Annotated in this window: 13 protein-coding genes; 10 read left to right on the forward strand and 3 right to left on the reverse strand. The window is 52.7% G+C overall.

Annotated features, from left to right (window positions below; translation table 11 throughout):
• Positions 1-36 precede the first annotated feature (36 nt).
• Entirely contained in the window at positions 37-2589 is a 2553-nt protein-coding gene (gene mrcA / locus AAIG39_RS02985; protein ID WP_343193165.1) for a peptidoglycan glycosyltransferase/peptidoglycan DD-transpeptidase MrcA, read from the forward strand.
• An 89-nt stretch (positions 2590-2678) separates the two neighbouring features.
• On the opposite strand, the gene nudE is transcribed toward mrcA, so the two are convergent.
• Positions 2679-3239 carry an ADP compounds hydrolase NudE gene (gene nudE / locus AAIG39_RS02990; protein ID WP_041851386.1) on the reverse strand — a complete coding sequence of 187 codons (561 nt, stop codon included), beginning with the start codon at positions 3237-3239 and terminating at the stop codon, positions 2679-2681.
• Between the two features lie 320 nt (positions 3240-3559).
• Here nudE and AAIG39_RS02995 point away from each other — a divergent pair, with 320 nt between their 5' ends.
• From AAIG39_RS02995 to pckA, 5 genes are all read left to right on the forward strand, one after another.
• Positions 3560-5698: an intracellular growth attenuator family protein gene (locus tag AAIG39_RS02995; RefSeq protein WP_090083989.1), complete on the forward strand. Its 2139-nt coding sequence runs from the start codon at positions 3560-3562 to the stop codon at positions 5696-5698.
• A 64-nt stretch (positions 5699-5762) separates the two neighbouring features.
• A complete protein-coding gene (yrfG, locus tag AAIG39_RS03000) occupies positions 5763-6443 on the forward strand; it encodes a GMP/IMP nucleotidase (RefSeq protein ID WP_090083988.1) in 681 nt (226 codons plus the stop codon).
• Positions 6443-6844 carry a ribosome-associated heat shock protein Hsp15 gene (gene hslR / locus AAIG39_RS03005; RefSeq protein WP_090083987.1) on the forward strand — a complete coding sequence of 134 codons (402 nt, stop codon included), beginning with the start codon at positions 6443-6445 and terminating at the stop codon, positions 6842-6844. The genes yrfG and hslR overlap by 1 nt, the downstream gene beginning before the upstream one ends.
• Positions 6845-6868: 24 nt before the next feature.
• On the forward strand, positions 6869-7747 hold the full coding sequence (hslO, locus tag AAIG39_RS03010; protein ID WP_343193166.1) for an Hsp33 family molecular chaperone HslO: 879 nt from the start codon (positions 6869-6871) through the stop codon (positions 7745-7747).
• A 350-nt stretch (positions 7748-8097) separates the two neighbouring features.
• Positions 8098-9717, forward strand: coding sequence for a phosphoenolpyruvate carboxykinase (ATP) (gene pckA / locus AAIG39_RS03015; RefSeq protein ID WP_343193167.1), 1620 nt, complete (start codon positions 8098-8100; stop codon positions 9715-9717).
• Between the two features lie 47 nt (positions 9718-9764).
• On the opposite strand, the gene envZ is transcribed toward pckA, so the two are convergent.
• Together envZ and ompR are read right to left on the reverse strand one after the other, a co-directional pair.
• A complete protein-coding gene (envZ, locus tag AAIG39_RS03020; RefSeq protein WP_090083981.1) occupies positions 9765-11117 on the reverse strand; it encodes a two-component system sensor histidine kinase EnvZ in 1353 nt (450 codons plus the stop codon).
• On the reverse strand, positions 11114-11833 hold the full coding sequence (ompR, locus tag AAIG39_RS03025; protein WP_001157751.1) for an osmolarity response regulator transcription factor OmpR: 720 nt from the start codon (positions 11831-11833) through the stop codon (positions 11114-11116). The genes envZ and ompR overlap by 4 nt, the downstream gene beginning before the upstream one ends.
• Positions 11834-12049: 216 nt before the next feature.
• Between ompR and greB the strand changes: the two genes are divergently transcribed.
• From greB to feoB, 4 genes are all read left to right on the forward strand, one after another.
• Positions 12050-12523, forward strand: coding sequence for a transcription elongation factor GreB (gene greB / locus AAIG39_RS03030; RefSeq protein ID WP_047372823.1), 474 nt, complete (start codon positions 12050-12052; stop codon positions 12521-12523).
• Between the two features lie 98 nt (positions 12524-12621).
• The gene (locus AAIG39_RS03035; RefSeq protein ID WP_090083979.1) at positions 12622-14952 is read left to right on the forward strand and encodes a Tex family protein; all 2331 of its coding nucleotides are present in this window, start codon (positions 12622-12624) and stop codon (positions 14950-14952) included.
• A 483-nt stretch (positions 14953-15435) separates the two neighbouring features.
• Positions 15436-15663 (forward strand): ferrous iron transporter A, encoded by a 228-nt coding sequence (gene feoA / locus AAIG39_RS03040; protein ID WP_041851377.1) that lies wholly within the window; start codon positions 15436-15438, stop codon positions 15661-15663.
• A 30-nt stretch (positions 15664-15693) separates the two neighbouring features.
• A complete protein-coding gene (feoB, locus tag AAIG39_RS03045; RefSeq protein ID WP_249572565.1) occupies positions 15694-18012 on the forward strand; it encodes a Fe(2+) transporter permease subunit FeoB in 2319 nt (772 codons plus the stop codon).

The raw sequence follows: 18012 nt of genomic DNA on the forward strand, positions 1-18012 counted from the left end.
TAAACTGCCCAAATGAAACTAAATGGGAATCCTCCGGTGAAGTTCGTAAAGTATTTATTGATCCTTGCAGTGTGTTGCATTCTGCTGGGAGCAGGCTCGATTTATGGGTTGTACAAATTCATTGAGCCGCAGCTACCTGACGTCGCCACGCTGAAAGACGTGCGACTACAAATCCCGATGCAGGTCTATAGTGCCGACGGCGAGTTGATTGCGCAGTACGGCGAAAAACGCCGCATTCCGCTGACTTTAAGTCAGATACCGCCAGAGATGGTCAAAGCGTTTGTTGCCACAGAAGACAGCCGCTTCTATGAACACCATGGTGTTGATCCGGTGGGCATTTTCCGCGCGGCCAGCGTGGCGCTTTTCTCTGGTCACGCCTCACAGGGCGCCAGTACCATTACTCAACAGCTCGCGCGTAACTTCTTCCTGAGTCCGGAACGCACGCTGATGCGTAAAATCAAGGAAGTGTTCCTGGCTATTCGTATCGAGCAGTTGCTGAATAAAGACGAGATTCTTGAGCTTTACCTCAATAAAATTTACCTCGGTTATCGTGCTTATGGTGTGGGTGCGGCGGCACAGGTCTACTTTGGCAAACCCGTCGACCAGCTCACTCTGAGTGAAATGGCCGTCATTGCCGGGCTGCCAAAAGCGCCGTCCACCTTTAACCCGCTCTATTCGCTTGATCGCGCAACAGCCCGCCGTAATGTGGTCCTGGCCCGTATGCTGAGCGAGGGCTACATCAGCCAGACGCAGTATGACCAGGCGCGTGGCGAAGCCATTGACGCCGATTACCATGCACCGGAGATTGCCTTCTCGGCGCCCTACCTCTCAGAAATGGTGCGTCAGGAGATGGTGAATCGCTACGGCGATAAAGCCTACGAAGATGGTTATCGTGTTTACACCACCATCACCCGTAAAGTGCAACTGGCCGCGCAGGACGCCGTGCGCAATAACGTGATGGATTACGATATGCGTCATGGTTATCGCGGCCCGTCCAATGTGCTGTGGAAACCGGGCGAAAGCGCCTGGGATAGCAAAAAAATCACCGATACCCTGAAAGCATTGCCGACCTATGGACCGCTGGAACCTGCTGTCGTCACAGCCGCCAATGCGCAAGAAGCCACCGCGATGCTGGGAGACGGGACCTCTGTATCATTGCATATGGACGGTATGCGCTGGGCGCGCCCTTATCGTTCCGACACCGCGCAAGGCCCAACTCCGCGCAAAGTGACCGATGTCGTACTGGCCGGGCAACAGATTTGGGTTCGCATGGTAAACGAAGGCTGGTGGCTGGCACAGGTGCCGGATGTTAACTCTGCACTGGTCTCCATTAATCCGCACGACGGCGCGGTACTGGCGCTGGTTGGCGGCTTCGATTTCAATCAGAGCAAATTTAATCGCGCGACCCAGGCGCTGCGTCAGGTTGGCTCTAATATCAAACCATTCCTTTATACCGCAGCGATGGACAAAGGCCTGACGCTGGCCAGTATCCTGAACGATGTGCCTATCTCCCGCTGGGATGCCGGGGCAGGCTCCGACTGGCGTCCGAAAAACTCACCCGATGAGTATGCCGGGCCAATTCGTCTGCGCCAGGGGCTTGGGCAGTCGAAGAACGTAGTGATGGTACGCGCCATGCGTGCAATGGGGGTTGACTACGCCGCTGAGTATTTACAGCGATTCGGTTTCCCGGCACAAAACATCGTGCATACAGAGTCACTGGCGCTTGGCTCCGCGTCATTCACCCCAATGCAGGTAGCTCGCGGCTACTCGGTCATGGCGAACGGCGGATTCCTCATTGATCCGTACTTCATCACCAAAATTGAAAACGATCAGGGAAATGTTCTGTTCGAAGCCCGGCCCAAAGTAGCCTGCGCGGAGTGTAATATCCCGGTAATTTACGGAGATACGCCGAAGTCAGACGTGCTGGAAAACAAAGATATGGAAAACGTGGCTATCTCTCAGGAGCAGCAGAATCCTTCCATACCGATGCCGCAACTGGAGCAGGCCAATCAGGATCTGGTAGTGAAGAGTGGCGGTCAGGAGTATGCACCGCATGTCATCAGTACGCCGCTTTCGTTTTTAATTAAGAGCGCGCTTAACAGTAATATCTTCGGTGAACCAGGCTGGCAAGGCACAGGCTGGCGGGCGGGCCGGGATCTCAAGCGTAATGATATCGGTGGTAAAACCGGGACCACAAACAGCTCGAAAGATGCCTGGTTCTCCGGTTATGGTCCGGGCGTAGTGACATCGGTCTGGATCGGTTTTGATGATCATCGTCGCGATCTGGGTCGCACCTCCGCATCGGGCGCCATCAAAGATCAGATCTCGGGTTACGAAGGCGGGGCGAAAAGCGCGCAGCCAGCATGGGATGCTTACATGCAGGTTGTTCTCAATGGCGTACCGGAACAACCACTCACGCCACCACCAGGAATTGTGACGGTAAATATTGATCGCAGTACAGGGCAACTGGCGAATGGAGGCAGCAGCCGTCAGGAGTACTTTATTGACGGGACGCAGCCGACACAGCAGGCCGTGCATGAAGTTGGAACCACTATTATTGATAATGGCGAGACGCACGAATTGTTCTGATAAAAGGTGTCCCGGATGCGGCGCATAAACGTCTTATCCGGGCCACCTGCTGTTCTGACAGATATAAAAAAAGCGCTTACGCGCTTTTTTTATAATCGGCCCTGCCCTTTCAGCCACTCTCTTAACAAGAACAGCGCGCTTACATTGCGGGCTTCATTAAAATCAGGCTCTTCCAGCAGATCCATCAAATGGGCCAGCGGCCAGCGCACCTGCGGTAACGGCTCAGGCTCGTCACCAGGCAGCGACTCGGGGTATAAATCCTCAGCCACCATGATATTCATTTTGCTGGAGAAATAAGACGGAGCCATGCTGAGTTTTTTCAGAAACGTTAATTCCTTCGCGCCGAAACCCACCTCTTCTTTAAGCTCGCGGTTGGCCGCCTCATACATATTTTCGCCAGGATCGATTAACCCTTTGGAAAATCCAAGCTCATACGATTCGGTACCCACAGCATATTCGCGAATGAGAATGATATGATCGTCTACAATAGGCACGATCATCACCGCTTCACGCGACGAGGGACGCATACGCTCATAGACACGACGTACACCGTTGCTGAATTCCAGGTCCACACTTTCTACGTTAAAAAGTCGTGAAGACGCGACGGTTTCAACGTTAAGAATGGTGGGTTTTTGCAATGATTCGCTCATTATTATCGGTCTTTCCAGAGATTACTGGCATTATTGTGCGACATGCGACGCTGTTTCGGCAATGTTCTTCGCGCCTCATTTACATTCCTGTAACTTAGCAGAAGCTATTTCCCAAATAAACCTAAAAGTCAAGAGGTTGAAATAAAACTAAGAATTTGCTGATATTCGCTCTATTGCGGCTTTGCTACTATTTTGCATGTTGTCAGGCGTTCACCTATTAGACTAACGATTTGCCCGATAACGCTCCAGCCATATTCATTGAATTTACGGGAAAGGGTGCAACTGACTACACCTGCTAGTAAAAGTAAGATGGGGAAAGCATGAGCACCATTTTGATTTATTTCGCTGCTATGCTGGCCTGCGTATGCCTTGTTGGGTGGTTTTACAGAGCGCGATCGCAAAGGCGATACCGTCTGCCACATCTGCAAGCTTTCGCTGGCGCGACAACCCGCAAATTAACTCCTGATGAGCGCAGCGCTGTTGAAAGCTATCTGGAATCGCTCTCCCGTACCCGTCAGGTACCAGGCCCGACCGGCGCGACGGCAGCGCCAGTCTCCCTCACGCTCAACGCACAAAGTAATACGGTCATCAGCGTCACCCGTGCGATTACCCGCTACGGCATTACGACCGATGCCCCAAACAAATGGCGCTACTACCTTGATTCTGTGGAAGTACATCTGCCGCCGTTCTGGGAACAGTATATCAACGACGAAAATAGCGTTGAGCTTATCCGAACCGACACCCTGCCGCTGGTCATTTCGCTCAATGGCCACGCCCTGAATGAATTTCGCCCGGAAGAACACAGCCTGGTGCCAGAGCAGGTTCCATCGTCGCACTCAGCTATCCGCGGCGAAGAGACGGAGCAAATCGAGCTACTTAATATTCGCCATGAAACGGTGGAAGAGTATGCACTGAGCCGCCCGGATGGCATGCGCGAGGCATTGTTAATTTCAACATCGTTTTTACTGTTCTTTTTCTGCCTGGTCACCCCGGACGTGTTTGTTCCCTGGCTCGCCGTAGCCGGCATCATGCTGCTTGCGGCCGGGCTCTGGGGCATCTTTGCACCGCCTGCGCAGAATGCGCTGCGCGAAATCCACTGCCTGCGCGGTACCCCCAAACGCTGGGGCCTTTTTGGCGAGAACAACCAGGAACAGATCAATAACATCTCCTTAGGAATTATTGATCTTATCTATCCGCGCCACTGGCAGCCTTTTATCGCCCAGGATCTGGGGCAACAAAGCGATATTGATATCTATCTCGATCGTCACGTTGTTCGTCAGGGGCGATTTTTATCGCTGCATGATGAGGTTAAGAACTTCCCTCTCCAGCATTGGGTACGCAGCGCCGTGATTTCAGCCGGGGCGATGCTGGTCCTGATTATGCTGCTGATGTGGGTTCCGCTGGATATGCCCATCAAATTTACCCTTTCATGGTTCAAAGGGGCGCAGACCATCGAAGCGACGAAAGTTAGCCAGCTTGAAGAAGCGGGGCTTCGTATCGGTGACTCGCTAAAGATTCATGGTACCGGCATGTGTAGCATCCATTCGTCAGGCAACTGGACCTCACGCCAAAACTCGCCGTTTGCGCCGTTCGACTGTTCGCAAATTATCTGGAACGATGCGCCACCGCTGCCATTGCCGGAATCAGAAACCGTCACCAAAGCGACAGCGCTGATGGAAGCCGTCAATCGCCAGTTGCATCCGAAACAGGATGACGACTCTCGCGTTAGTCCGGCTCTGCGTACTGCCATTCAAAAATCAGGCATGGTCTTACTGGATGATTTTTCTGAGATTGTGCTGAAAACACAGGATCTGTGTTCGGCACAGGACGACTGCCTGCGGCTTAAAAACGCACTGGTCAACCTTGGGAACAGTAAAGACTGGGATACGCTGACGGCACGCGCCAGCACGGGTAAACTCACCGGCGTGAATGTGTTACTGCGCCCGGTCAGCGCAGAATCGCTGGATAATCTGGTCACCACCTCCACCGCTCCCTTTATTTTACGCGAAACAACCCGCGCGGCGCAGGCGCTTAACAGTCCGGCGCCTGGCGGTTTTCTGATTATTAGTGAAGAAGGGAGTGAACTGGTAGATCAGCCCTATCCTGGCGTCGCGTTATATGACTATCCGGCAGCCGAACAGTGGGCAGAGTTCCAGCGTCTGGCAGGAATGCTGATGCAAACTCCGTTCACCGCAGAAGGCATCATTACCAATATTTCGACTGACGCTAATGGTACGCGTCATGTCAGCCTGCACCGTATGCCAGATAGCGCAACAGGGCTCTGGCGTTACGTCAGTACCGCGCTTCTGCTTCTGGCAATGATAGTCTGCTGCGTTTATAACGGTGTTCAGGCGCTGCGCCGTTACCATCGAAACCGCACGCGTCTGGCTGAAATTCAGCAATACTACGAAAATTGCCTCAACCCCGGGCTTATCCCCGCGCCCGATAGCCTGACCTGATAACTGTCATCGGCGACAGGTATGTTAACCTGTCGCGCATCGTTATTTCTGGCTGGAGCTTCTTATGCATTTTGATATCGACTGGCAGAACGTGGATACCGTTCTGCTGGACATGGACGGTACACTGCTCGATCTCGCCTTTGATAATTATTTCTGGCAAAAACTGGTGCCGGAGACGTTTGGCGCAAAGCAAGGCATTACGCCCGCAGAAGCTCAGGCTATCCTTCATCAGGAATATCATGCCGTGCAGCATACGCTAAACTGGTATTGTCTGGATTACTGGAGCGAACGCTTAGGACTGGATATCTGCGCGATGACAACGCAGCAGGGGCCGCGTGCTGTGCTGCGTGAAGATACCGTTCCTTTTCTTGATGCGCTGCAAAAAAGTGGCAAGCGACGCATCCTGCTGACCAATGCTCATCCGCATAATCTCGCGGTAAAACTTGAGCATACCGGTCTGGCATCGCACCTTGATTTATTACTTTCCACCCACACATTTGGTTATCCGAAAGAGGATCAGCGTTTGTGGCAAGCCGTGGCGCAAGAGACGGGCTTAAACGCCGAAAGAACGCTGTTCATTGATGACAGCGAACCCATTCTGGATGCCGCCGCAAAATTTGGCATTCGTTACTGCTTGGGCGTAACCAACCCGGATTCAGGTCTGGCGGAGAAAAGTTATCTACGTCATCCCGGCATGAATGATTATCGCCATCTGATTCCCTCACTTAACGTGAAGGAGGGGTAATGAAAGAACAATCAGCACCCGATGTTCGCCTCGATAAATGGCTATGGGCTGCGCGTTTTTATAAAACACGCGCATTAGCCCGCGAGATGATCGAAGGCGGCAAAGTGCATTACAACGGTCAGCGCAGCAAGCCGAGTAAAATCGTCGAACTGAACGCCACGCTAACGCTCAGGCAAGGTAATGATGAACGTACGGTGATTGTTAAAGCGATTACCGAACAACGCCGCCCCGCCGCAGAAGCCGTCGAAATGTACGAAGAGACAGCGGAAAGCGTAACGAAGCGCGAAAAAATGGCGCTGGCCAGGAAGATGAATGCGCTTACAATGCCGCATCCCGATCGCCGTCCGGATAAAAAAGAACGCCGCGACCTCATGAAATTTAAATACGGTGACAGCGAGTAACGCGCACCCGCAAGAGAGAAAACTATGGCTCAACATGACCAATTACACCGCTACCTGTTCGAGAACTATGCCGTGCGTGGCGAACTGGTAACCGTCTCCGAAACCTGGAAGCAGATCCTGGAAAACCATAGCTATCCGCAGCCTGTAAAAACCATTCTTGGTGAACTGCTGGTCGCGACCAGCCTGCTGACTGCTACCCTGAAATTTGCGGGCGACATCACCGTTCAGCTACAGGGCGATGGCCCAATGAGCCTGGCCGTCATCAATGGTAACAACCGCCAACAGATGCGTGGTGTAGCACGCGTACAGGGCGATATTGCTGACAATGCAGATTTGAAAACGCTGGTCGGCAATGGCTATCTGGTCATCACCATTACGCCGGAAGAAGGTGAGCGTTATCAGGGTGTCGTCGGTCTTGAAGGCGATACGCTGGCAGCGTGCCTGGAAGATTACTTCCTGCGTTCTGAACAGCTACCTACCCGTTTATTCATCCGTACGGGTGATGTGGATGGCGCGCCGGCCGCTGGTGGTATGTTGCTGCAGGTTTTACCTGCTCAGGATACGCAGGCAGTGGATTTCGAACACCTGGCGACGCTGACTGAAACGATCAAAGCAGAAGAGTTGCTTACGCTCCCCGCGCAAGATGTTCTGTGGCGTTTGTATCACGAAGAAGAAGTTACCCTGTATGACCCGCAGGATGTGGAATTCAAGTGTACTTGTTCCCGCGAGCGCTGTGCTGGTGCGTTAAAAACCCTGCCAGATGAAGAAGTTGACAGCATTATTGCCGAAGAGGGCGAAATCGACATGCATTGCGATTACTGTGGTAATCATTATCTGTTCAATGCCATGGACATTGCTGAAATCCGTAACAACGCCTCGCCTGCCGATCCCAAGGTACATTAAGACCTTCCTTAATCGTTAGTAAAAGCGCCACCTTATCGGTGGCGCTTTTGCATAGCGCGTCACGTTTCCGCTAAAATGTTTTCTGAAAGCCTTACGTAATTTACTTTCATGAAAGCGATTACAGTCACAAAGCTGCCGTTAAAAATATCGCTTTCCGTCACTTTAGTGACATTTTCTCGATTATTCTGGCTATTATTGCCAGCAACTATGTCGCCACGTGACCCATGTCACAGCGTTTTCCGCGATCCAGGAGGCATCGAGATACGTAAATCTATGAGCCCCGTCGCGGTCAGGGAATGAGCAACGACCCTACAATTTCAGGCAGTACATATTGGCTAAGGAGTAGTGACATGCGCGTTAACGAATTAACCCCGCAAGATCTCAAGGCTTATGGTATCAACGATGTTCAGGATATCGTCTATAACCCCGACTACGATACGCTGTATCAGGAAGAGCTCCGTCCAGACCTGGAAGGATACGAGCGCGGAGTTTTGACGAATTCTGGTGCTGTTGCCGTCGACACCGGTATTTTCACCGGCCGTTCGCCGAAAGATAAATATATTGTCCGTGATGACACCACCCGTGACACTGTCTGGTGGTCTGATAAAGGCAAAGGCAAGAACGACAACAAACCGCTCTCGCCCGAAGTCTGGCAACATCTGAAAGGGCTGGTCACGCAACAACTCTCCGGAAAGCGACTGTTTATTATCGATGCGTTCTGTGGCGCAAATCCGGATACCCGTCTTTCCGTTCGCTTCGTCACGGAAGTCGCCTGGCAGGCGCACTTTGTGAAGAACATGTTTATCCGTCCGACAAACGAAGAGCTTGCTGAGTTTAAACCTGATTTTATTGTTATGAACGGGGCGAAATGCACGAACCCGTTATGGAAAGAACAGGGAATGAATTCAGAGAACTTCGTTGCGTTCAACCTGACCGAACGCATTCAGCTGATTGGCGGTACCTGGTACGGCGGCGAAATGAAAAAAGGGATGTTCTCAATAATGAACTACCTGCTGCCGCTGAAAGGCATCGCATCAATGCACTGCTCGGCAAACGTCGGGGAGAAAGGTGACGTCGCCGTTTTCTTTGGGTTATCTGGTACCGGGAAAACAACCCTGTCCACCGACCCGAAACGCCGCCTGATTGGCGATGACGAACATGGCTGGGACGATGATGGTGTCTTCAACTTCGAAGGTGGATGCTACGCCAAAACCATCAGACTTTCAGAGGAAGCGGAACCGGATATTTTCCACGCCATTCGCCGGGACGCTCTGCTGGAAAACGTTAGCGTACGCGCCGACGGCAGCATCGATTATGACGATGCCTCGAAAACAGAAAATACCCGAGTCTCCTATCCGATTTATCACATCGACAACATCGTTAAGCCTGTATCGAAAGCCGGGCATGCAACAAAAGTCATCTTCCTGACCGCAGACGCATTTGGCGTGTTGCCGCCTGTTTCCCGGCTTACCGCAGACCAGACGCAGTATCACTTCTTGTCCGGATTTACGGCAAAACTGGCTGGCACGGAACGTGGAGTTACAGAGCCTACGCCAACTTTCTCTGCCTGCTTTGGCGCAGCATTCCTGTCGCTGCACCCCACGCAGTATGCAGAAGTGCTGGTGAAACGTATGCAGGCCGTCGGTGCTCAGGCATATCTGGTAAACACGGGGTGGAACGGTACCGGCAAACGCATCTCCATTAAAGATACGCGCGCAATAATCGATGCGATTCTGAATGGTGAACTGGATAACGCCGAAACCTTCACCCTGCCGATGTTTAATCTGGCAATCCCCACATCATTGCCCGGCGTGGAGACAAAAATCCTCGACCCGCGTAATACCTACGCATCACCGGAACAGTGGCAGGAGAAAGCAACGCAGCTGGCTAAACTGTTCATCAGTAACTTTGAGAAGTATACGGATACCCCTGCGGGGGCCGCACTGGTGAGCGCCGGACCGAAGCTGTAATTTTCCAACACAGACCAAACAAAACCCGCCGGAAGGCGGGTTTTTTGTTAGCTATCTTTGCCCTGCGTATTCAGGCGGGTAACGGGAATTGGCAGCCAGGCGCGGATCGACAAGCCGCCCCGCTCACTGGTACCAAGCTCCAGTAAACCATTGTGGTTATCGACAATACGCTGAACAATCGCCAGCCCAAGGCCGGTACCACTGGTGCTACGCGCACTGTCGCCACGAACGAATGGCTGGAACAGATGTTTACGCTGTTCCGGCTTGATGCCAGGACCATCATCCTCCACCTGGAACCAGGCACGATTAGGTTCCGTACCGCTACTGACCTTGATCCAGCCATTACCGTAACGGGCAGCATTCACCACCATATTGGCAACAGCGCGCTTAATTGAAAGCGGGTGCATACGAACCAGAATTTCGCTGTCATTAAGCGCCGTCTCGATTTCACGCTCATAGCCACTCTCGGCAGCCACCACTTCGCCCAGTACCGCGTTTAATTCGGCGATTTCCATCGGCATCTCCTGCCCGGTGCGCAGGTAGTCGATAAACTGTTCGATGATGGCATTGCACTCTTCGATATCTTTATTGATCGACTCAGCCAGGTAACCATCTTCTTCGGCCATCATCTCTGTGGCCAGACGAATGCGCGTCAACGGCGTACGCAGATCATGACTCACTCCGGCCATCAGTAAGGTGCGATCATCCGCCAGTTGCTTGACCCCTGACGCCATCTGGTTAAAAGCGCGGGTTACAGAACGCACTTCGGAGGCCCCGTATTCACGTAGCGGCGGAGGAATATGTCCTTTCCCCACTTTTAGCGCGGCATGTTCAAGGTCGACCAGCGGTCGGTTCTGTATTCGGATAAAGAGCCACGCGCCCCCTATCGCCAGGAGCATAATAGCCAGCGTGTAGCGGAACAGCGGAGAAAAATCGCCCTGATGAATTTCCGTCAACGGCACGCGTACCCAGATATTGGGCGACAGCCAGGTTTTCAACCAGACAACCGGCGAGCTTTTGTTAACCTCAACGCGTACTTCCGTCGGGCCACCCAATTGCTGCGCCATTTGCTGGCTTAAAAATTCATAATGCTGTGCCCAACGCAGACCCGCGTCTTCTGCGGCTTCATTGGAATAGAGCGAGATGCCAAGTTCGCGATAAATTTCACGGCGAAACGCCGGAGGCACCACCAACTGTGTGCCGTCCTCCAGTTGCAGTTTATCGGTCATCAACATACGAACTTCGTAGGCGAGAACCTTATTAAACTGCTGGAGGCTTGGCAAAATCGCGAAATTCAGCACCACAAGATAGGTCGTCACAAGGCTAACGAACAGCAGTGTGACGATCAACAACAGCGTGCGGGCAAAAGAACTGCGCGGTGAGAAGCGCATTCGCCTCATGCTTTAGAACCGTCCGGCACAAAGACGTAGCCCAGACCCCAAACGGTCTGAATGTAACGTGGGTGAGCCGGGTCCTCTTCCACCATGCGACGCAGTCGGGAGATTTGCACGTCGATAGAACGCTCCATCGCGGAATATTCACGACCACGCGCCAGGTTCATAAGCTTATCGCGCGACAGCGGCTCACGCGGATGGCTCACCAGCGCTTTCAGCACGGCGAACTCACCGCTGGTCAGCGGCATAGGCTCATCTTCGCGGAACATCTCGCGGGTACCGAGGTTAAGTTTAAATTTGCCGAATGCGATGACCGCTTCTTCCTGCGAAGGCGCACCAGGCAATTCATTTGCCTGACGACGCAGCACCGCACGAATACGCGCCAGCAGTTCACGCGGGTTGAACGGTTTTGGAATGTAGTCATCAGCACCGATTTCGAGGCCAACGATACGGTCAACTTCTTCCCCTTTCGCCGTCACCATAATGATCGGCATTGGGTTACTCTGGCTACGCAGGCGGCGGCAGATGGAGAGGCCATCTTCGCCCGGCAACATTAAGTCGAGAACCATCAAGTGGAACGATTCGCGGGTCAGCAGGCGATCCATTTGCTCCGCGTTAGCGACGCTACGAACCTGGAAGCCCTGCTCGGTAAGATAACGCTCGAGCAGCGCGCGCAGGCGCATATCGTCATCCACTACCAGAATCTTATAATTCTCTTGCATTGTTTTTACTCCCAAAGGTTCCGACAATTATGAGTGCGTATTCTAAAAAAGTGCACGTAGAGGGCCAGCTAAATCTGGTATAAATTCTAGTCGAAATTGTTACAAAGCATATTTAACAGCAGCTTATATGCATATCGCATCACAGAAATGATGATTAATCCGCGCCTTAAAGGGCGGCGATTTGTAAAGAAATCAGAGAAAAAATAAGGCCACGAAATGAAAACGCCCCTGATCACCCGAGAAGGCTACGACAAGCTGAAACAGGAACTGGATTTTCTCTGGCGTCAGGAGCGCCCGGAAGTCACTAAAAAAGTCACCTGGGCGGCAAGCCTCGGCGATCGCAGTGAAAATGCCGACTACCAGTACAATAAAAAGCGTCTGCGCGAAATAGACCGGCGCGTTCGCTATCTGACAAAATGCCTGGAAAACCTGAAAATTGTCGATTACTCCCCCCAGCAGGAAGGCAAAGTCTTCTTCGGCGCCTGGGTAGAGATCGAAAACGACGATGGCAATACATTACGTTTTCGCATCGTAGGTTACGACGAGATTTTTGGCCGCAAAGACTATATCTCCATCGACTCCCCAATGGCGCGCGCGCTGCTGAAAAAAGAGGTCGGTGATGTCGCTCTGGTGCAGACGCCCGGCGGAGAAGCCACCTGGTACGTTAATGAAATCGAATATGTAAAATAGCGCACCAGGAACTATCCGGTAGCCCCCGGCGCGACTGGCATTTTTCTGTCTCAATCCGTATAACTATCCCCTGATTTTGTTCAGAAGATGATATTGAAATGATGAATGATTCGCTCTGCCGCATTATTGCGGGTGAACTTCAGGCCAGAGCCGAACAGGTAGAAGCTGCCGTTCGCTTGCTTGATGAAGGGAACACCGTGCCGTTTATCGCGCGTTATCGCAAAGAAGTCACCGGCGGTCTGGATGACACGCAGCTGCGTAATCTGGAAACCCGCCTGGGTTATTTGCGTGAGCTGGAAGAACGCCGCCAGGCCATCCTGAAGTCGATTGGCGAGCAGGGTAAGCTCACCGATGAACTGAGTAAAGCCATCAACGGTACGCTCAGTAAAACCGAACTCGAAGATTTATATTTACCGTACAAACCTAAGCGCCGCACCCGTGGACAAATCGCCATTGAAGCAGGCCTGGAGCCACTGGCAGATTTGTTGTGGAACGATCCTTCACACGACCCGGAAAGCGAAGCCGTAAAATACATCGATGCCGACAAAGGCGTTGCCGATGCCAAAGCAGCACTTGATGGCGCACGCTATATCCTCATGGAGCGCTTTGCCGAAGATGCGCAGTTGCTGGCAAAGGTACGTGATTATTTGTGGAAAAATGCCCATCTGGTCGCCACGGTAGTCAGTGGTAAGGAAGAGGAAGGCGCGAAGTTCCGCGACTATTTCGATCACCATGAACCCATCTCCACCGTACCGTCGCACCGCGCGCTGGCCATGTTCCGTGGCCGCAACGAAGGGGTACTGCAACTCTCTCTGAATGCCGATCCGCAGTTCGATGAGCCGCCAAAAGAGAGCCATTGCGAACAAATTATTCAGGATCACCTCGGCCTGCGCCTGAACAACGCCCCGGCAGACAGCTGGCGCAAAGGTGTTGTCAGCTGGACCTGGCGTATTAAAGTGCTGATGCACCTGGAAACCGAACTGATGGGCACCGTGCGTGAACGTGCGGAAGACGAAGCGATCAACGTCTTCGCCCGCAATCTCCATGACCTGCTGATGGCTGCCCCGGCAGGTCTGCGCGCCACCATGGGTCTCGATCCGGGTCTGCGTACTGGCGTGAAGGTCGCCGTTGTCGATGGTACTGGCAAGCTGGTCGCCACTGACACCATCTATCCGCATACCGGTCAGGCAGCGAAAGCCGCTGTGGTGGTCGCCGCGCTGTGTGAAAAACACAACGTTGAGCTGGTCGCCATTGGTAACGGAACGGCATCGCGTGAAACCGAACGTTTCTTCCTTGACGTACAGAAGCAGTTCCCGAAAGTCACCGCCCAGAAAGTGATCGTCAGCGAAGCAGGGGCATCGGTCTATTCTGCCTCCGAACTGGCGGCGCAGGAGTTTCCGGACCTCGATGTTTCCCTGCGCGGCGCGGTCTCTATCGCCCGTCGTTTACAGGATCCGCTGGCAGAGCTGGTTAAAATCGATCCGAAATCCATTGGCGTGGGCCAGTATCAGCATGATGTCAGCCAGACTCAACTGGCGCGTAAGCTGGACGCGGTAGTGGAAGACTGTGTGAACGCCGTTGGCGTGGACCTGAACACCGCTTCTGTTCCCCTGCTGACTCGCGTTGCTGGTTTAACCCGTATGATGGCGCAAAATATCGTCGCCTGGCGCGATGAAAACGGGCAGTTCCAGAATCGTCAGCAGCTGTTAAAAGTCAGCCGACTGGGACCAAAAGCCTTTGAGCAGTGCGCGGGCTTCCTGCGTATCAATCATGGTGATAATCCGCTGGATGCCTCTACCGTTCACCCGGAAGCCTACCCGGTTGTCGAACGTATTCTGGCGGCAACGGAGCAGTCCCTGCGCGATCTGATGGGCAACAGTAGCGGGCTTAAATCACTGAAAGCGTCAGACTTTACCGACGAACGTTTCGGGGTACCAACCGTCACTGACATCATCAAAGAGCTGGAAAAACCGGGCCGTGACCCGCGTCCGGAGTTCAAAACCGCGCAGTTTGCTGACGGTGTTGAAACGATGAATGATCTGCTTCCAGGTATGGTACTCGAGGGTGCGGTGACCAACGTCACCAACTTCGGTGCGTTTGTTGATATCGGTGTGCATCAGGATGGTCTGGTACACATCTCTTCGCTTGCCGATAAATTTGTTGAAGATCCGCATACTGTGGTGAAAGCGGGGGATATCGTCAAAGTTAAAGTGCTGGAAGTGGACCTGCAGCGTAAACGTATTGCACTGACCATGCGCCTTGATGAGCAGCCGGGAGAGAGCAATTCACGGCGTGGTAGCGGTAGCGCTCGCGAGGCAGGCAACCGTCCTGCTGCCCGTCCGGCTAAGCCTCGTGGACGCGATGCGCAACCTGCTGGGAACAGTGCGATGATGGATGCACTGGCTGCCGCCATGGGGAAAAAACGTTAACCCCTTCGCCCTCTCCCCCGGGAGAGGGCGCACTCCTTTCCTGATGTTCAAATCCGAACAAACAGATGCATTGCATTATTTCTTTGCCAATAGTATCTCTTTGAATAATCGCAATATTAATTTTCAAAATTATTAACAAATTTTTCTTTGGTTATATTTTAGTTAACAGGATGATCAATAATTAATTTATTATTAATTTAACCTTAAGCAGGTGGAATAAATTAAATAACCTTTCACTGTTTCTTATTTCTTATTGCAAACGAGAAATGCAAAACAACATAAATATTGAGCCACATCAACAATGGCTCGGATTATGATTCCGCTTTGTGTAATAACGCGGTTTAATAGTGATGATAAAAACTATTCTCATTATCATTGTATGAGTGGAGTAACACTCATTGCTGTGCTGGCTAACTAACTGGTTTCATGCGCTTTCCTGGCGCATGGTGGGAATTTTGTTTGCGATATATATAAGTAGGTTCTATGCAATTCTCTCCTGACAGTGCGTGGAAAATAACGGGGTTCTCTCGCGAAATCAGCCCGGCGTGGCGCCAGAAACTCCTCTCATTAGGCATGCTGCCCGGCTCATCATTTAATGTCGTGCGCGTAGCTCCCCTTGGTGATCCTATTCACATTGAAACCCGGCGCGTTAATCTGGTCTTGCGTAAGAAAGATCTCGCGTTTCTGGAACTGGAAGCCGTTTCCCGCTAATGGCCCGGCCATGAAAGAGAGAAAAGCACAATGAAAAAGTTGACCGTGGGATTAATTGGTAATCCTAATTCAGGCAAGACCACGTTATTCAATCAGTTAACTGGCGCACGCCAGCGCGTGGGGAACTGGGCGGGGGTAACGGTAGAGCGCAAAGAGGGGCAATTCTCTACCACCGACCATCAGGTTACGCTGGTCGATTTGCCCGGTACATACTCGCTGACCACTATCTCGTCACAGACCTCACTGGATGAGCAAATTGCCTGTCACTACATTCTGAGTGGCGATGCGGACATTCTGATTAATGTCGTGGATGCCTCTAACCTTGAGCGTAACCTCTATCTCACGTTGCAGTTGCTGGAACTGGGCATTCCCTGTGTAGTAGCGCTGAATATGCTGGATATTGCCGAGAAGCAAAAAGTCCGCATTGATATCGACGCCCTCTCCGCTCGACTTGGCTGCCCGGTCATTCCGCTGGTATCGACGCGTGGTCGCGGCATTGACGCGTTAAAAATCGCGCTGGATCGTCATCAGAAAAACAGACAAATCGAGCTGGTGCACTATGCCCGTCCGCTATCGCGTGAAGCGGATGAGCTGGCACAAAGCATGGCTGCGGATATGCCCGTGCAACAACGCCGCTGGCTTGGTCTGCAAATGCTGGAAGGCGATATCTACAGCCGCGCTTACGCCGGTGACGCCGCCCTTAAGCTGGATATTTCACTGGCACGCCTGCAGGATGAAATCGACGATCCCGCGTTGCATATCGCCGATGCCCGTTATCAAACCATTGCCGCGATTTGCGAGGCGGTCAGTAACACCCTGACGGCGGAATCCAGCCAGTTTACGGCCGCCGTTGACCGCATCATTCTGAACCGCTTCCTCGGTTTACCGATTTTCCTGTTTGTGATGTACCTGATGTTCCTGCTCGCGATTAACATTGGCGGTGCGTTACAGCCGATTTTTGATGCAGGTTCAGTAGCGATTTTCGTCCACGGTATCCAGTGGCTGGGTTATACGTTGCATTTTCCGGAATGGCTGACCGTTTTCCTCGCCCAGGGGCTGGGCGGTGGTATCAACACGGTGCTGCCGCTGGTACCGCAAATCGGCATGATGTACCTGTTTCTCTCGTTCCTTGAGGATTCCGGTTATATGGCACGTGCGGCCTTCGTGATGGATCGTCTGATGCAGGCGTTAGGGCTGCCGGGTAAATCCTTCGTGCCGCTGATTGTCGGTTTTGGCTGCAATGTTCCCTCGGTGATGGGGGCCAGAACCCTGGATGCGCCACGCGAACGCCTGATGACTATGATGATGGCTCCGTTTATGTCCTGCGGTGCGCGTCTGGCCATCTTCGCTGTCTTCGCGGCAGCCTTCTTCGGTCAGCAGGGGGCGTTACTGGTCTTTTCTCTGTATGTGCTGGGTATAGTGATGGCGATCCTCACCGGGCTGATGCTTAAGCACACCATCATGCGCGGCGAAGCATCACCGTTCATTATGGAACTGCCGGTCTACCACGTGCCGCACCTGAAAAGTCTGGTGTTGCAGACGTGGCAGCGTCTGAAAGGATTTGTGCTCCGTGCCGGTAAAGTTATTGTGGTCGTGAGCATTTTCCTCAGCGCTCTCAATAGCTTCTCTTTGAGCGGTAAAACGGTCGATAACATTAACGATTCCGCGCTGGCATCAATCAGCCGCGTCTTTACCCCCATGCTGGAACCGATTGGCGTGCATGGCGATCACTGGCAGGCGACCGTTGGTCTGGTAACGGGGGCCATGGCGAAAGAAGTGGTGGTCGGGACACTTAACTCACTCTATACCGCCGAACATATTCAGAAAGCGGATTTCAATCCAGCAGAATACAGTCTCAGCGATGAACTGGTCGCCGCGCTCAACGAGACCTGGAGCAGTCTGAAAAACACCTTCAGCCTGAGCGTGCTGGCAAACCCCATCGAAGCCAGCAAAGGCGACGGTGAGATGGCAGAAGGTACCATGGGTGTCATGAGTGAGAAATTCGGCAGCGCCGCTGCGGCCTACAGCTACCTGATTTTCGTTCTGCTCTACACCCCATGTATTTCCGTCATGGGTGCCATCGCCCGTGAATCGAGCCGTGGCTGGATGGGTTTCTCCGTGTTGTGGGGACTGAATATCGCATATTCACTGGCCACGCTGTTCTATCAGGTCGTGAGCTTTAATGAACATCCGGTTTACAGCCTCACCTGTATTCTCGCGGTAATATTGTTCAATGTCGTGGTGACTGGCGGTCTTCGCCGCGCCAGAAGTCGTGTGGATGTCAATCTACTGGCCAGCCGTAAAACCGTGGCCAGTTGCTGCGAAAGCCCGGCGGGCGACTGCCACTGA

It is taken from the genome of Phytobacter palmae, from assembly GCF_039409775.1.
In the GTDB taxonomy this organism is placed as follows: domain Bacteria; phylum Pseudomonadota; class Gammaproteobacteria; order Enterobacterales; family Enterobacteriaceae; genus Phytobacter; species Phytobacter palmae.